Annotated in this window: 11 protein-coding genes; 9 read left to right on the plus strand and 2 right to left on the minus strand. The window is 33.9% G+C overall.

The features are described from left to right. Nucleotides 1-86 precede the first annotated feature (86 nt). The 3 genes from nadC to priA all read left to right on the plus strand — a co-directional run bounded on the left by nadC (nucleotide 87) and on the right by priA (nucleotide 4,458). Nucleotides 87-947: a carboxylating nicotinate-nucleotide diphosphorylase gene (gene nadC, locus FEF17_RS09495; RefSeq protein ID WP_139002088.1), complete on the plus strand. Its 861-nt coding sequence runs from the start codon at nucleotides 87-89 to the stop codon at nucleotides 945-947. Between the two features lie 81 nt (nucleotides 948-1,028). Further along, nucleotides 1,029-1,982, plus strand: coding sequence for a YihY/virulence factor BrkB family protein (locus FEF17_RS09500; protein ID WP_139002089.1), 954 nt, complete (start codon nucleotides 1,029-1,031; stop codon nucleotides 1,980-1,982). 22 nt (nucleotides 1,983-2,004) lie between these two features. Further along, complete coding sequence (priA, locus tag FEF17_RS09505; RefSeq protein ID WP_139002090.1) at nucleotides 2,005-4,458, plus strand: replication restart helicase PriA; 2,454 nt, start codon at nucleotides 2,005-2,007, stop codon at nucleotides 4,456-4,458. A gap of 18 nt (nucleotides 4,459-4,476) precedes the next feature. Here priA and FEF17_RS09510 read toward each other — a convergent pair whose 3' ends face one another. Beyond that, complete coding sequence (locus FEF17_RS09510; protein WP_139002091.1) at nucleotides 4,477-5,172, minus strand: LytR/AlgR family response regulator transcription factor; 696 nt, start codon at nucleotides 5,170-5,172, stop codon at nucleotides 4,477-4,479. Nucleotides 5,173-5,367: 195 nt separating this feature from the next. Here FEF17_RS09510 and rpsF point away from each other — a divergent pair, with 195 nt between their 5' ends. From rpsF to hisS, 6 genes are all read left to right on the plus strand, one after another. Further along, nucleotides 5,368-5,706, plus strand: coding sequence for a 30S ribosomal protein S6 (gene rpsF, locus FEF17_RS09515; RefSeq protein ID WP_139002092.1), 339 nt, complete (start codon nucleotides 5,368-5,370; stop codon nucleotides 5,704-5,706). Then, nucleotides 5,706-6,005 (plus strand): 30S ribosomal protein S18, encoded by a 300-nt coding sequence (gene rpsR, locus FEF17_RS09520; protein WP_204244201.1) that lies wholly within the window; start codon nucleotides 5,706-5,708, stop codon nucleotides 6,003-6,005. Before rpsF ends, rpsR begins: the two co-directional genes overlap by 1 nt. A gap of 13 nt (nucleotides 6,006-6,018) precedes the next feature. Next, nucleotides 6,019-6,465: a 50S ribosomal protein L9 gene (gene rplI, locus FEF17_RS09525; protein ID WP_139002093.1), complete on the plus strand. Its 447-nt coding sequence runs from the start codon at nucleotides 6,019-6,021 to the stop codon at nucleotides 6,463-6,465. A gap of 133 nt (nucleotides 6,466-6,598) precedes the next feature. Further along, entirely contained in the window at nucleotides 6,599-9,769 is a 3,171-nt protein-coding gene (locus tag FEF17_RS09530; protein ID WP_139002094.1) for an outer membrane beta-barrel protein, read from the plus strand. Between the two features lie 55 nt (nucleotides 9,770-9,824). Beyond that, entirely contained in the window at nucleotides 9,825-10,295 is a 471-nt protein-coding gene (locus tag FEF17_RS09535; RefSeq protein WP_139002095.1) for a DUF6495 family protein, read from the plus strand. A gap of 142 nt (nucleotides 10,296-10,437) precedes the next feature. Next, entirely contained in the window at nucleotides 10,438-11,808 is a 1,371-nt protein-coding gene (gene hisS / locus FEF17_RS09540; RefSeq protein ID WP_139002096.1) for a histidine--tRNA ligase, read from the plus strand. 48 nt (nucleotides 11,809-11,856) lie between these two features. Here the strand turns inward: hisS and FEF17_RS09545 are convergent. Next, the coding region (locus FEF17_RS09545) for a fibronectin type III domain-containing protein (protein WP_139002097.1) at nucleotides 11,857-15,245 on the minus strand (3,389 nt) is incomplete at its 5' end.

Consider the following 15,245-nt stretch of genomic DNA (forward strand, 5'->3'; position numbering starts at 1 on the left):
TAAACAAACAAAATTTAAAAATTTCGTAAATGTAAAATTTAATTTCGTAAATCAATTTCTTACTTTTGTTTCAAATTTTCTCAAAAATGATAACACAAGAAATCTTTGATTCTGAAGTTAAACGTATAATTGCTAGTGCTATAAATGAAGATGTTGGGGATGGAGATCATAGTTCATTAGCATGTATTCCAGATAATGCTAGAGGAAAAGCTAAACTCTTAGTGAAAGATAAAGGGATTATCGGTGGTGTTAATTTTGCAAAAAAAGTTTTTGCTTATGTCGATAAGAGTTTAAAATTGGATGTGAGAATAGAAGATGGGACAGAAGTCACTTTCGGAGACATTGTAATGTATGTTGAGGGGCCGTCGCAATCCATATTAAAGGCAGAGCGTACAGTGCTTAATGCGATGCAACGCATGAGTGCCATAGCTACTAAAACTAAAATGTTTGTTGATTTAATTGAAGGAACAAAGACGAAAATTTTAGATACCCGCAAAACAACACCGGGTATTAGGGTTTTAGAAAAATGGGCAGTTAAAATAGGTGGTGGAGAAAACCATAGATTTGCGTTGTATGATATGATCATGCTTAAAGATAATCATATCGATTTTGCAGGGGGAATAACCAAGGCGATTGAGACCACTAAGCAATATTTGAGAGAAACAGGAAAGAACTTGGATATAATGGTTGAAGCTAGAAATTTGATGGAAGTTGAAGAAATTCTAAGGAATGAAGGCGTCTATAGGATTTTGCTTGATAATTTTGACTACGAAGATACCCGTAAAGCTGTAAAATTAATTGGAGATAAATGCCTAACGGAATCTTCTGGAAATATCAACGAAACTACCATTAGACATTATGCCGAATGTGGCGTTAATTATATTTCATGTGGGGCATTGACCCATTCGGTTCATAATATGGACCTGAGTTTAAAGGCGGTTAATTAATTTATTTTTTTGAGCTTATTTGTTAGTTGATTTTTATATAAATTGCATGTATAAATTTCTGAAAAACAAATTGAAGTTTTAATGACGAAACCTCTTGAAGACAAGCTAGATAAAATTCCTGTACTAAATATTTTGGTTCGTCTATTAAAGCGAATTAAACTTCCAGGTCTTGAAGGCTTGTCGTTTTATGATTTAATTGAGCTTTATATCATAGGTATTGTAAAAGGAGCCTTAACAACTCGGGCTAGCGCGATTTCTTTTAGTTTCTTTACTGCCATTTTTCCTTTTTTATTGTTCATTTTAATTGTTATTCCTTATGTACCTATAGAGGATTTTAAAATGGAGTTTTTACAATTCCTTGAATCTTTTTTGCCTCCAAGTACATCAGATTTTTTCTTTCAAAATATTTTTGAAAATATAGACCAAACTGAGCGGGGAGGCTTATTGTCATCAGTTTTTGTTTTGTCAATATTATTAATGGCAAATGGTGTTAATGCTGTTTTTTCAGGTTTTGAGAATTCTTACCACGAACAACTCACACGTAATGTGTTTAAGCAATATTTATATGCATTAAGTATTGCATTAATATTAGCTTTTTTAGTAATAATAACAATTATTGTTCTTGGTTATATTCAAATATATGTGGTTCAAGAGTTTTTTCATGTTCTTGAAGATAGAGGTTTTCAAGTTGATTCTGGTGGGGTGTTTTGGACAGGAGTAGTGAAGTATCTCTTTTTTGTTTTAATGATCTACATTGCTACTGCTACGTTGTACTATTTTGGAACGAGAGAGGGGCGTGAATCTAAATTCTTTTCAATTGGAGCAATATTTACTACTTTGCTGATTATGCTTACCTCATATTTGTTTGGTATTTATATTGAAAATTTTGGACAGTTCAATAAACTTTACGGATCTATTGGAGCCCTATTAGTTTTATTATTTTACTTATGGCTAAATGCCAATATTTTGTTGTTGGGTTATGAGCTAAATGCATCACTACAATTTTTGAAAAAGTATCCTAAGAAAGAAGAATAATTTTAATAAACAGCTTTTAATTATGTCTTTCTTTATTGATGTTATCATTCCTATTCCACTTCAAAAGTTATTTACTTACAGTATAACTTTTTCGGAAGCTGACTTTTTAAAAAGAGGCATGCGGGTAGCTGTTCCTTTTGGAAAATCTAAAATCTACACAGGAATTGTATATAATATTCATAACGATGCCCCTTCTGCTTATGAGGCTAAAGAGATTCAACAAATTTTAGACGAAACTCCTATTGTTAATGATAAACAACTGCAACTTTGGGATTGGATTTCAAAGTATTACATGTGTACGTTAGGCGATGTGATGCGTGCGGCTTTACCAAGTGCCTTTATCTTGGAAAGTGAAACAGTGATTTCAAAAAGTTCTTTAACGAACATTGATGAGTCTATTTTAAAAGATGATGAGTTTTTAGTTTATGAGGCATTGCACCATCAATCAAATTTGAAGATACATGATGTTTCTAATATTTTGGATAAGAAGAATGTTCTTTCAGTAATTAAAAGACTTATTGAAAAAGAAGCCATTTCGGTTCATGAAGAAGTGTATGAAAAATATAAACCAAAATTGGTTAGATATGTAAAATTGCATGCTGACTATTCTTCACAAGATTCACTCCAAAACTTGTTAGATGATTTGACTCGAGCGCCGAAACAAAGAGATGCTGTGATGACTTTATTCTCAATTTCGGCTCAGACTAAAAAACCCGTGAAAGTTTCGGATTTATCCAAAAGAAGTAACACATCTACATCGATAATAAAAGCTTTAATTGATAAATGTGTTTTGGAAGAGTATTATATTCAAATGGATAGAGTTGAGTATTCAGGCGAAGATAATGAAGCATCAAAACAACTCAACACGTATCAGGAAAATGCGCTGTCAGAATTGAAAGATTCTTTTAAGAACCATAATGTTAGTTTATTACATGGTGTTACTTCTTCTGGAAAGACAGAGATTTATGTTAAGCTTATTGAAGAGGTTTTAAATGAAGGCAGGCAAGTTTTATATTTACTTCCAGAAATTGCTCTAACAGCGCAACTTATAACAAGACTTCAAAATTATTTTGGTGAGCAAGTGGCTATTTTTCATTCTAAATATTCAGTTCACGAGCGTGTTGAGGTTTGGAATAATGTGCTGCATAATTCCGCTAAAGCTAAAATAGTATTAGGTGCGCGTTCGTCCATATTTCTGCCCTTTAATAATTTGGGGTTAACAATTATTGATGAAGAGCATGAACAATCCTTTAAGCAGTTTGATCCTGCACCTAGGTATCATGCTAGAGATACGGCAATTGTTTTAGCCAATATGCACCAAGCTAGGACACTTTTAGGTTCTGCCACACCAAGTTTAGAAAGTTATTTTAATGCCAAACAAAATAAGTACGGTCTTGTTGAAATAACAAAGCGCTTTAATAATGTTTTAATGCCCGATATTGAGTTGGTTGATATTAAAGATAAGCTGAAGAAAAAGCGCATGAAAGGGCATTTTAGCGATAGACTTATTGAGGAAATGATAGAAACGTTAAAAGATGGGTGTCAAATCATCTTATTTCAAAACCGACGTGGGTTTTCTCCAATTGTAGAATGTAATATCTGCGGTCATTCACCACAATGCCCGAACTGTGATGTAAGTTTAACTTACCATCAGTATCGCAATCAATTGCGATGTCATTATTGTGGTTATAACTCGACTATGATTCAAGACTGTATAGCTTGTGGAAGTCAAGACTTAGATAATAAAGGTTTTGGTACAGAGCAAATAGAGGAAGAGGTAAAGTTGTTATTTCCCGATTCTAAAGTAGCACGAATGGATTTAGATACCACTCGTGGAAAATATGGTTATGAAAAAATTATAAACGCTTTAGAACAGCAAGAGATTGATATTTTAGTGGGAACCCAAATGTTAACCAAAGGTTTAGATTTTAGAAATGTAAAGCTAGTTGGTATTATGAATGCTGATAATATGTTAAACTTTCCAGACTTTAGAGCTCACGAGCGTAGTTTTCAATTGATGTTACAAGTATCGGGCAGGGCAGGACGCACTGAGGAGCGTGGTAAGGTTTTAATTCAAACCTATAATCCGCATCATAATATATTACAACAAGTGTCTACAAATAATTATATCGATATGTTTAACGAACAAATGAACGATCGGAATAATTTTAAATACCCGCCAGTTTATAAACAGATAAAAATCACTTTAAAGCATAAAGAGTATAATAAAGTAGAAACCGCATCTAATTGGTATGCTAAATCACTTAGGCAGGTTTTTAAAGAAAATATATTAGGTCCAGAATCGCCACCAATAGCCAGGATTAGAAATCAATTTCATAAAAACATTTTGGTTAAAATTCCTAAGGAGCAATCTTTAGCTAAAACAAAAGAAGCTATCATTAAAATAAATAATAGCTTCTTTAGTGTAAAAGATTTTCGGTCGGTTAAAGTAATTTTAAATGTCGATAACTTTTAAATTTAGTTGCTGATTGATTTAAATATTATTTAAAGCATCAACCAGTTGTGTCTTCTTATTTCTACTTAAAGGAATTTCGTAAGCGCCAACTTCAACATTTTTACTATTGAATCTGTCAATCTTGTCTAGATTAACAATATAAGATTTATGAATTCTCAAAAATTTATTTTCTGGTAATTCTTTTTCAAATGATTTCATTGTAGATAAAACTACAAGACTTGTTTCTTCTGTCACCAATTTTACATAATCACCAAGGGCTTCAATCCACTTAATGTCCTTTATGTAAACTTTACGTTTTTTAAGATTACTCTTTACAAAGATGTGTTCACCTTCTTCTTCATTAAAGTCTAATTTCAACTTATGTTGCTCCAGAGCTTTATCTACAGAAGTGTTAAAACGTTCTCTTGTAATGGGTTTATGAAGGTAATCGGTAGCATCATAATTAAATGCTTTAAAAGCATACTCTGTTTTACCGGTTACAAAGATAATTTGGGGTTTGTTGTTTAATACGTCTAAAAGTTCGAATCCGTTAAGAACTGGCATTTCAATATCCAGAAAGATTAGGTCAACTTGGTGCGTATTTAAACCATTTTTAGTTTCTAAAGCACTACTGTACTCTGCAATTAAGTTGAGAGAGGGGTGATTCTCTACTAACTTAACTATCGAGAGACGTTGTATTGCTGAGTCGTCTACTACTACACAGTTTAAAGTCATAACATTTTAATATTTCGGTTAAGATATCGACAATAGTACAAAAAATTCGGGTAAAAACCAAAAATCATCGATAAAGTGCTTAATTTAACAAAATTTTAACATTTAAAAAGCACGTTTAATAAGTCGGGGTTATGTTTGCAATATAGAAAATATTTGGTTAGTTTTGCAGCCATTTTTAACAATAAATAGATTTTTATGAATCATTATGAAACTGTTTTCATCTTAAATCCCGTTTTATCTGAAGATCAGATAAAGGAAACAGTAAAGAAGTACGAAGATTTTCTCGTTTCTAACGGAGCTAAGATGATATCAAAAGAAGATTGGGGGCTAAAAAAGTTAGCTTATCCAATTCAAAACAAGAAAAGTGGTTTTTATCACTTATTTGAATATACTGTTCCAGGTACAGTAATTGACTCCTTAGAGGTTGAGTTTAGACGTGATGAGCGTTTTATGCGTTATTTAACTGTGAAATTGGATAAACATGCAATTTCTTGGGCAGAGAGAAGAAGAGATAAACTTAAACAAAAAGCTTAATTATGTCATCAATAGAACAACAGTCAAAAGGAAAAAAAGACGGTGAAATCAGATATTTAACACCGCTAAATATTGATACAAACAAGGCTAAGAAGTATTGCATGTTTCAAAAGTCTGGAATCAAGTATGTAGATTATAAAGACCCAGATTTTTTAATGCGATTTATAAACGAGCAAGGTAAAATTTTACCAAGACGTTTAACAGGTACGTCTTTAAAGTATCAAAGAAAAGTAGCCGTTGCAGTTAAAAGAGCACGTCACTTAGCTTTAATGCCTTACGTAGCAGATTTATTAAAATAAAATACCGATAACAATGGAACTTATATTAAAACAAGACGTTGAAAATTTAGGATTTAAAGACGATGTTGTAACAGTTAAGAACGGTTATGGTAGAAACTTTTTAATTCCTCAAGGACAAGCTATCTTAGCTACAGTATCTGCAAAAAAGGTTTTGGCAGAAAACTTAAAGCAAAGAGCATTTAAAGAAAAGAAAATAGTTGATGATGCGAATAAAGCTGCCGAAGCAATAAAGGCATTAGAAATTAAGATACCTGCTAAAGTAGGAACTGGTGACAAATTATTTGGATCTGTAAATAATATTGATGTTGCTGCTGCTTTAGAAAAAGAAGGTCAGGATATCGACAAGAAATTTATTACGGTTACTACAGTTAAACGTTTAGGTAAATATACTGCCGTTATTCGTTTGCATAGAGAAGTATCTGTAGATTTAGAATTTGAAGTTATTGCACAGGCAAATTAATTAACAATAGTTAATAAAAGCTCGAAATAAATATAAGCCACTCATAAGAGTGGTTTTTTTTTATATTACTTTTGTGTATACACATACCATGCTTACAAAGTAATTAATAGACTAACTCAAAATAATTTATCAAATGAAAAGATTTTCAATGTTATTGTTCTTTTTGTTTTTTGGAGTAATTGGCTTTGCGCAAATCACTACATCAAACATAAAAGGACTAGTTTTAGATACAGCTGCAGCTCCGCTTCCTGGGGCAAATGTTTTAGCTGTGCACACACCAACTGGTACGAAATATGGAGCGGCTACAAATATAGATGGTCGGTATAATTTATTAAACCTACGTATTGGAGGGCCATATACTATTACTATTAGTTATGTAGGTTATCAAACACAAAGTTTTAACGATGTATTCTTAACACTTGGTAAAACACAAAACTTAGATGTATCATTAACTGAAGATGCGGCTCAATTAGATGCTGTAGTTATTCAAGGAACTGGAGGTACAGGGACATTTGGAAGTGATAGAACTGGTGCAGAAACTAGTGTCGGACGACGTGAACTAACGCGTTTGCCAACAATTTCTAGGTCCGCTTCAGACTTTACGAGATTAGAACCATCTGCAAATGGTAATTCATTTGGTGGTAGAAATGATCAGTTTAATAATTTTTCTTTAGATGGCGCTATTTTTAATAATCCTTTCGGATTAGATGCTGCAACACCTGGTGGGCAAACAGATGCGCAGCCAATTTCTTTGGATGCCATTGATCAAATTCAGGTATCTTTAGCACCATATGATGTAACACAATCTGGATTTACAGGAGCTTCAGTAAATGCGGTTACAAAGAGTGGTACTAACGAATTTCATGGTACTGTGTATGGATTTTTCAGAAATGAAGATTTAACAGGAGGAGAAGTTAATGGTGAAGATGTTGCAACTTCAGATCTTGAACAAAATCAATACGGATTTAGTATTGGTGGCCCAATAATAAAAGACAAACTATTCTTTTTCGCCAATTTTGAAAAAGATGAAAGAACGGATTTAGGAACTAATGGGTGGGTGCCAAATAATGGAGATTTGATATCAGCAGTTAATGAATCACGTGTAACTGCAAGTGATTTTATGTTGGTTCAAAATGCCTTAACTACCTTGGGTTACGACCCTGGTAGATATCAAGGATTTACTTATGATTCTGAATCTACAAAAGGGATATTTAAACTAGATTGGAATATCAATGATAATAATAGGTTAGCTATTATTTATAACTGGTTAGATGCATCAAAGGAAAAGCCAGCGCATCCAACTGCTTTGGGTTCAAGAGGACCTAGTTTTCAAACATTACAATTTGAAAATTCAGGATATCAAATTAATAACAAATTGAATTCTGTTCAGCTTGAGTTAAACTCAACACTTCCAAATGATATCTCCAATAAACTTCAATTTGGTTATACACATTTTGATGATTTTAGAAATCCATTGTCTGGGCCAGCACCTGTAATTACTATTCAGGATGGTGCAGGTTCAAATTATATAATTGCTGGTCACGAGCCTTTTTCAATTAACAATGAATTGGACCAGAAAGTAATTCAATTAACAAATAATTTGAATATAGTTAGGGGTAATCATACTTACACAGTAGGTTTTTCTTTTGAAAAATTCCAATTTAAAAACTCGTTTAATTTAGTAAACTACGAATCTTTTAATTTCGGAATTTTTCCTTATTTCGGAATATTTGCTCCATATCCAGATGTTCAAACATTTTTGGATAATGCGCAACCTGGAGGTGTAGTGGACCAGTATTTGTCGGCAACACAAAATGCTTTTGATAGTTCTAATGCCAATGGTGCTGGTAATGATGGAGGTTGGAAATTAGCAGAACTTAATGTTGGACAATTATCATTTTATGTGCAAGATGACTGGAATATAACAGATGCTTTTAAATTAACTTATGGTGTGCGTTTCGATAAGCCATTATATTTTAATACTGCCGAGTTAATTCAAAGATATATTGATACTGATAATGGTGCTACGAGAGATAATTCAGTATCATATTTTAATCCAAATTTAAATCAGGAAGTTACTTTCGATTCCACAACATTACCCAGTAATGATTGGTTAATTTCACCCAGAGTTGGATTTAATTGGGATGTAAATAATGAGAATAAAACTCAAATAAGAGGAGGTACTGGTTTGTTTACCGGACGTTTCCCATTTGTTTGGTTAGGTAATCAAGTTAGTGGAGCAGATGATGGGTTCCTTCAATTTATTGATCCAGATTACCAATGGCCACAAGTTTGGCGTACTAATATAGGTGCAGATCACAGGTTAGAAAATGGCATTACACTTACTGCTGATTTATCTTTTACAAAGGACTTAAATGCGGCACATGTTCAAAACTGGGGATTAAGAAACCCTTCAGGAACTTTAGGTGCGCCTGGTGATAATCGTCCAGTTTATTTACCTGGAGACGCGGGTAATAATGCTTATGTATTTACAAATTCTGATAAAGGTCGTATCTGGAATGCAACCTTTAAAGCACAAAAAACTTTTAAGAATGGATTTTATACAAGTTTTGCATATAATTACTTAAATTCAAAAGATGTAAACTCAATTGAGGCAGAAATTACTGGGGATGCCTTTGATTTTAATCCGAATCAAGGAAATGCAAATAATGATGTATTATCGTTTTCAAAATATGGTGATACACACAGATTTATTGGTGTAGGTAGTAAAAAATGGACTTATGCTAAGGATAAATGGGCTACAACTATTTCTACATTTTTCGAATATGCTCAAGGAGGTCGTTTTAATTATACGTATGCAGGTAACATTAATGGAGATAGCTCTTTTCAAAATAATGACTTAATATACATACCTACAGCTTCAGAAGTTCAGCAAATGAATTTCTCTGGTGGACAACCTATGGCTGACGATTTTGAACGTTTTATTCAACAAGATAAATATTTAAGTGATAATAGAGGTAGCTATTTTGATCGTTATGGTGCATTAGCTCCTTGGAGAGGTCGTTGGGATATTAAAATATTACAAGACTATAATTTTATAGTTAGTGGAGATAAAACTAACACGATACAGATTAGTTTAGATATTCTTAATTTTGGGAATCTAATTAATTCAGATTGGGGTGTTATTGAGCAACCAAATAATTTATCGCCGGTAAGTGTTGATACCTCGGGAGGAACTCCTGTTTATACCTTCAATGGAGGGCCTAATGCGAAAACATTCGGTTTTGATTCTAGTTTAGCTTCAAGATGGCAAGCGCAAGTAGGACTGCGATATATTTTCTAAGTAAAAACCATAATATATTATTAAATTTGCGCTCCACTAGGAGCGCATTTTTATTATGAAATATTCAAGACTTACAAAAGAACAGTTTGAGGAGTTGCATCAAGAATTTATCAACTTTTTGGCTACCCAATCCATTACTCATGATGAGTGGACCAATTTAAAAGCCAATAAGCCAGAGTTAGCAGAAACAGAATTGGATGTTTTTAGTGATTTAATCTGGGAGGGTGTATTAAATAAAGCTGAGTATTTAGAGCATTTTTCATCACAGCATATGTACTTGTTTCAATTAGGTGAGCAAAAAATGCACGCTATAGTGATAAATGTAAAGAATGAAGCTATTGATATTACTACAAAAGAAGGTTATAATTGGTTGCGTGAGAATTTAATGGATGACAGTGTGGAGTTTTTACAAGCCGATAAGGATTATGGAGATGATAAAAGTTTGGATAAGTTTAATATGATTGAACAAGGCGCTGTAATTACCAAAGGTGAATTGTATAATTATTTTAATAAGTTGATAAATTAATCTGTCATTCCTTTGCAGGCAGAAATCTATTTCAAATTAAACTATTATTTTTGCGTTGCCCACATCACACAATCACTAGTGTCATGTTATGATGTGGATAGATATTAATTATTAAAGAGATACCCGTTTTCACGGGCATATTATGGCTCAAAAACCAAGCATCCCTAAAGGAACTAGAGATTTTAATCCAGAACAAGTAGCAAAACGTAATTATATATTCGATACGATTCGTGGCGCTTTTAAAATCTTTGGATTTCAACCCATTGAAACCCCTAGCTTTGAGAATTCAAGTACCTTAATGGGGAAATATGGAGATGAAGGAGATCGTTTGATTTTTAAGATTTTGAATTCTGGTGATTATCTTTCCAAGGCAAATGAGCAGGCTTATTCTGAAAAAGATTCAACAAAGTTGACCTCTTCAATATCAGAAAAAGCATTACGTTACGACCTTACCGTACCCTTTGCTCGTTATGTTGTACAGCGCCAAAACGAAATTGAGTTCCCTTTTAAACGTTATCAAATTCAACCGGTTTGGCGAGCGGATAGACCACAAAAAGGACGCTTTAGAGAGTTTTTTCAATGTGATGCGGATGTAGTTGGTAGTAAATCACTTTGGCAAGAGGTGGAGTTTATTCAATTATATGATGCGGTTTTTTCTGCTTTAAAACTTGAAGGGATCACAATAAAAATCAATAATAGAAAGATTCTTTCAGGCATTGCAGAAGTTATTGGTGCAAGCGATAAGCTAATCGATTTTACGGTTGCACTTGATAAGTTAGATAAAATAGGCGACGAGAAGGTTAAAGAAGAAATGCGTTCTAAAGGAATTTCAGATGATGGAATTTCTAAATTACAACCTTTATTTGCGCTATCTGGTTCTTTTAATTCTCAAATTGAAAACTTAAAAGGAATACTTAATACTTCCGAAGCCGGTAAAAAAGGCATTGAAGAATTAGAGTTTATAAATAATGCTATTAATGAGTTGGGGTTATCTACTGCTGCTTTGGAACTAGATGTTACCTTAGCGCGAGGACTAAATTATTATACTGGAGCTATTTTTGAAGTTGCCGCTCCAAAAACTGTTAAGATGGGTTCCATTGGTGGTGGCGGTCGTTACGATGACCTTACCGGTATTTTTGGTTTGAATGATGTAAGTGGTGTTGGTATTAGTTTTGGATTAGATCGTATTTATTTAGTACTTGACGAATTAGGTTTATTTCCTGAAACAGTTACAAATAATGTTGAAGTGCTCTTTATTAATTTTGGTGAAAAGGAAGCGCTTTTCAGTTTAAAAGCTATTAAGCAATTACGTTCACATGGTATTAATACCGAATTGTATCCAGATGCTGCTAAAATGAAAAAACAAATGAATTATGCTAATAAGCGCAATATTCCATTCGTCATTTTAGTAGGTGAGGAAGAAATTAATTCCAAAAAATATACTTTAAAGAATATGCAATCTGGAGTGCAAGCTAAAATTTCAATTGATGAACTTATTCATAAATTAAAATAAGAAAACCTCCATATAGGAGGCTTTCTTTTAAAATAACAATTATCTAACTTATTGTTTTATAAACTTCTTGGCAACAATATTATTGCCATTTCTGGCTTCAATAAAATATAATCCAGCTTCTAAATTTCTGACATCAATTTCTTTGCTTGTTGATCCAACTTTTACAACCTTCCCAAGAGTATTAATAATACGATAGGAAACTTGCACTGCGTTAGTTATTTTTAAATTTAAAGTACTTCCTTTTACTGGGTTAGGGTACAAGGTAAATAGTTCATTATTGTTATTTGATCCAGGAATTGATAATAATTTACTATTGTCTCCAGCTTTGGCTGCAGCACTACCACCAAATCCAATAATTTCTACTGCGTCAATAAAAACCTGATCACCATTATTTCCCGCATCACATTGTATTCTAAATTGGGCACCATTAACTAAATTGCTGTTTAAAGTTACAGAAACAAAGTTAAAGCTATTATTAGTAAAACCAGAACCACTAGCCCAAGTAGCAATAGTTGACCACCCAGATCCATCATTATAACGCAACCATAAATCCTCACCATTTTCCATACTGTTGGCATAAAAATGAAAACTAATTCCCACTTCATCATAAGGCGATAAATCAAAAGTTGGTGAAGTCATTGAAGAAGATACTCCAGAGTTGTCTCGTAATCTTATTGAAAAGGAATTTTCGAAAGATCTTGAGGCATCTTGAACTCTATCACAGTCATTGCCTCCATCGGTCCAACCGTCTAGACCAGTTTCAAAAAATCCTTGGTTCAAAATCACATCACTAGGAGGGCAGGCAGGACATGCTGTTCCACCACAATCAACTCCTGTTTCATCACCATTTTGGATACCATCATTACAAGTTGGTGAAGCTAATGTAGCCGGATTAATGGCATTGCTTTGTCCAGAACTATTGCCTGCAGCATCTCTTGCTACTACATAGAACGTGTAAATTGTACTTTCACTAAGTCCAGTAACTTGGTAATTGGTGCTAGATACATTTACTAAAAATGTAGTGTCTATATAAATATCATACCCTGTTACTCCAACATTATCTGTAGATGCGTTCCAACTTAAATCAATACTAGAATCTGTAATATTTGAAGCTGCTAATCCACTAGGGTTGGTAGGTGGATCTATATCAATAAATTCATTGGTAGTGACATTAACCGCGTTACTTTGTGGAGAACTATTCCCAGCTGCATCTCTCGCTATCACATAGAAATTGTAAGCAGTTGATGGAGACAAACCAGTAACTATGTATGTAGTGCTCGAAACATTAGTTAAAAAACTACCATCTTGATAAACATCGTATCCTATAACACCAACATTATCTGTAGAAGCCGTCCAAGATAAATCTGTAGTAAATTCTGTTGTATTAGCAGCGACTAGATTGGTCGGTGCAGTGGGGTTTTCTGTATCAGGAGGATCTAGTGTAGTAATATTTTCATTATTACTTTGAGTTGAACTATTACCCGCTGCATCTCTGGCTATAACATAAAATGTATAAGCTGTACTGGGGGATAAACCAGTAACTTGATAAGAAGTATTAGAAACATTGGCTATTAAACCGCCATTTTGATAAACATCATATCCTGTTACTCCAATATTATCTGTAGAGGCATTCCAGGATAAATCGGTGGAAGTGTCTGTTGTATTTGAAGCTACCAGATTACTTGGTACACTAGGTGGTGTAACATCTGGTCCTGTGCTTTCAATAGTAATGGTGTAGTCTTCAACTTCTCCAGCACTAAATGATTCGCATGATGTAGGTGTGCCGTTATACTTCATACTAACACGCATTCTAAAAGAAGTTTCAGATGCAGTTTGAGGTATCGTAAAACTTGTGCTTATTTGGCTACTTTTTGTTGGACCCTGAGATAATATTTGTTCTCCAGCATCATTAAAATCTCCATCATAATTATAATCAATCCAAACACCGTAGCCTTCACGTCTAGAGCGTCCAGTCCATTCTGGCGTTATAGTAATTGTATACTGTAAACCTTTTTCAACAATGGTTGAAATATTAGTAAAATCTGAATAAAGAGTAGCTCCCGATACATTATTTATAGTATTCAACTGCACGCGTCCAATATATTCACTGCTATTACTTCCAGAAGAAGATGCGCAGTAGTTTATACTATTTGTTGTAAATGTAATTGGTGTACTGTAAGATGATTCAGAAGTGTCTGGACAAATACTATTAACCTGAACTTCGTATTGTGTAGAAGGTGTTAGGTTTGATAGCACGATAGAATTGCTTGACGTATTCTGTGTTATCCAAGTAGAAGATCCTAACTCTCTATATTGATAATTATAAGTTGCGCCACTAACATTATTCCAACTAATTGTAGCCGAAGAAGGAGCGATATTAGAAGCTGCTAATCCAGTAGGAGGTTGCAAGCAAGGCGCGGGTAGTACGTCAAATGTTTGATCGACATCAGTAGCAGGGTTGTAAGTACTATTTCCAGCTTGACTAGCTCTAACGGTAACAGTTCCTGTAGTTCCTGATAATGTCACTGTGTTTCCGCTTACACTAGCAGGTCCTGAGACCATAGAAAAGCTCACTGGTAATCCAGAAGAAGCCGTTGCATTGACTTGAAAAGGCACATCTGTAGTAAACTTGTCACTAATAGGGTCAAACGTTATTGTTTGTGGGATATTAGTGGTGTTAGTAATAACTCTAAAATCGTCAAACACAAAACCATCAAAAGTAGTGGTGTAGCTATCTTGTCTATTGGTAGAGTCTGTATTAAAATTAAACCTTAAAAACACGGTAGATTGATTGTGGAAAGCACTATTCTCTGAACTGGAAATAACAATTTCTTCCATCACCCATTTATCTTGAGTATCCCCATCATATAGTTGTTCACCATCAGGTTGGAAGTTGTTACTAGTAGAACTTTTTCCCGAATAGGTGTTGTTAGCATTAGGAGCTCCAGGTTTTGTATAGGTTCCACAAAGCGGTGCCCAGGTAGAGCCGTTAGTAGATGCCTCGATTTGTACATAATCAAAACTACGTTCTAAATCCCATTTGGCATTATACTGAACCACTGTTTGTACAAGTCCGCTAGTAGATATACTGTTATTAAGTTGTAGAGTATTACTTTGACTATTGGCATAAGCACCAGAAGGCGAGTCTGTAATAGCAACACTACCAGAAAAGGCATCAGAGGTAGTTCCCCAGGAGCCACCAGAAGCAGTCCAGTTAGAGATGCCGTTGGTTTCTTCATCATCTTCAAAAAGCACTGTAGGCGTATAGTATTTAATAATGTTAGCTTCATAAATAAGGCCATCATCATTACTAAGAGCCACTTTAAATTCAATAGCATCATTGGGTTGAATACTTCCATCAAGAGTATAAGGCGCTGAAACAATACGTTGTTCAAGTGTTGCCATTCCTGTTTGTGTGCCAGGGCTAGTTAGTCCAG

Source organism: Hyunsoonleella aestuarii (assembly GCF_006148925.1).
GTDB classification, from domain to species: Bacteria; Bacteroidota; Bacteroidia; order Flavobacteriales; family Flavobacteriaceae; genus Algibacter_D; species Algibacter_D aestuarii.

Excerpts from the sequence above, each read along its gene's own strand:
- hisS (WP_139002096.1), top strand. The coding sequence starts at position 10,438 with ATGGCTCAAAAACCAAGCATCCCTAAAGGAACTAGAGATTTTAATCCA.
- FEF17_RS09500 (WP_139002089.1), top strand. The coding sequence starts at position 1,029 with ATGACGAAACCTCTTGAAGACAAGCTAGATAAAATTCCTGTACTAAAT.
- nadC (WP_139002088.1), top strand. The coding sequence starts at position 87 with ATGATAACACAAGAAATCTTTGATTCTGAAGTTAAACGTATAATTGCT.
- rpsF (WP_139002092.1), top strand. The coding sequence starts at position 5,368 with ATGAATCATTATGAAACTGTTTTCATCTTAAATCCCGTTTTATCTGAA.
- priA (WP_139002090.1), top strand. The coding sequence starts at position 2,005 with ATGTCTTTCTTTATTGATGTTATCATTCCTATTCCACTTCAAAAGTTA.
- FEF17_RS09530 (WP_139002094.1), top strand. The coding sequence starts at position 6,599 with ATGAAAAGATTTTCAATGTTATTGTTCTTTTTGTTTTTTGGAGTAATT.
- FEF17_RS09510 (WP_139002091.1), bottom strand. The coding sequence starts at position 5,172 with ATGACTTTAAACTGTGTAGTAGTAGACGACTCAGCAATACAACGTCTC.
- FEF17_RS09535 (WP_139002095.1), top strand. The coding sequence starts at position 9,825 with ATGAAATATTCAAGACTTACAAAAGAACAGTTTGAGGAGTTGCATCAA.
- rplI (WP_139002093.1), top strand. The coding sequence starts at position 6,019 with ATGGAACTTATATTAAAACAAGACGTTGAAAATTTAGGATTTAAAGAC.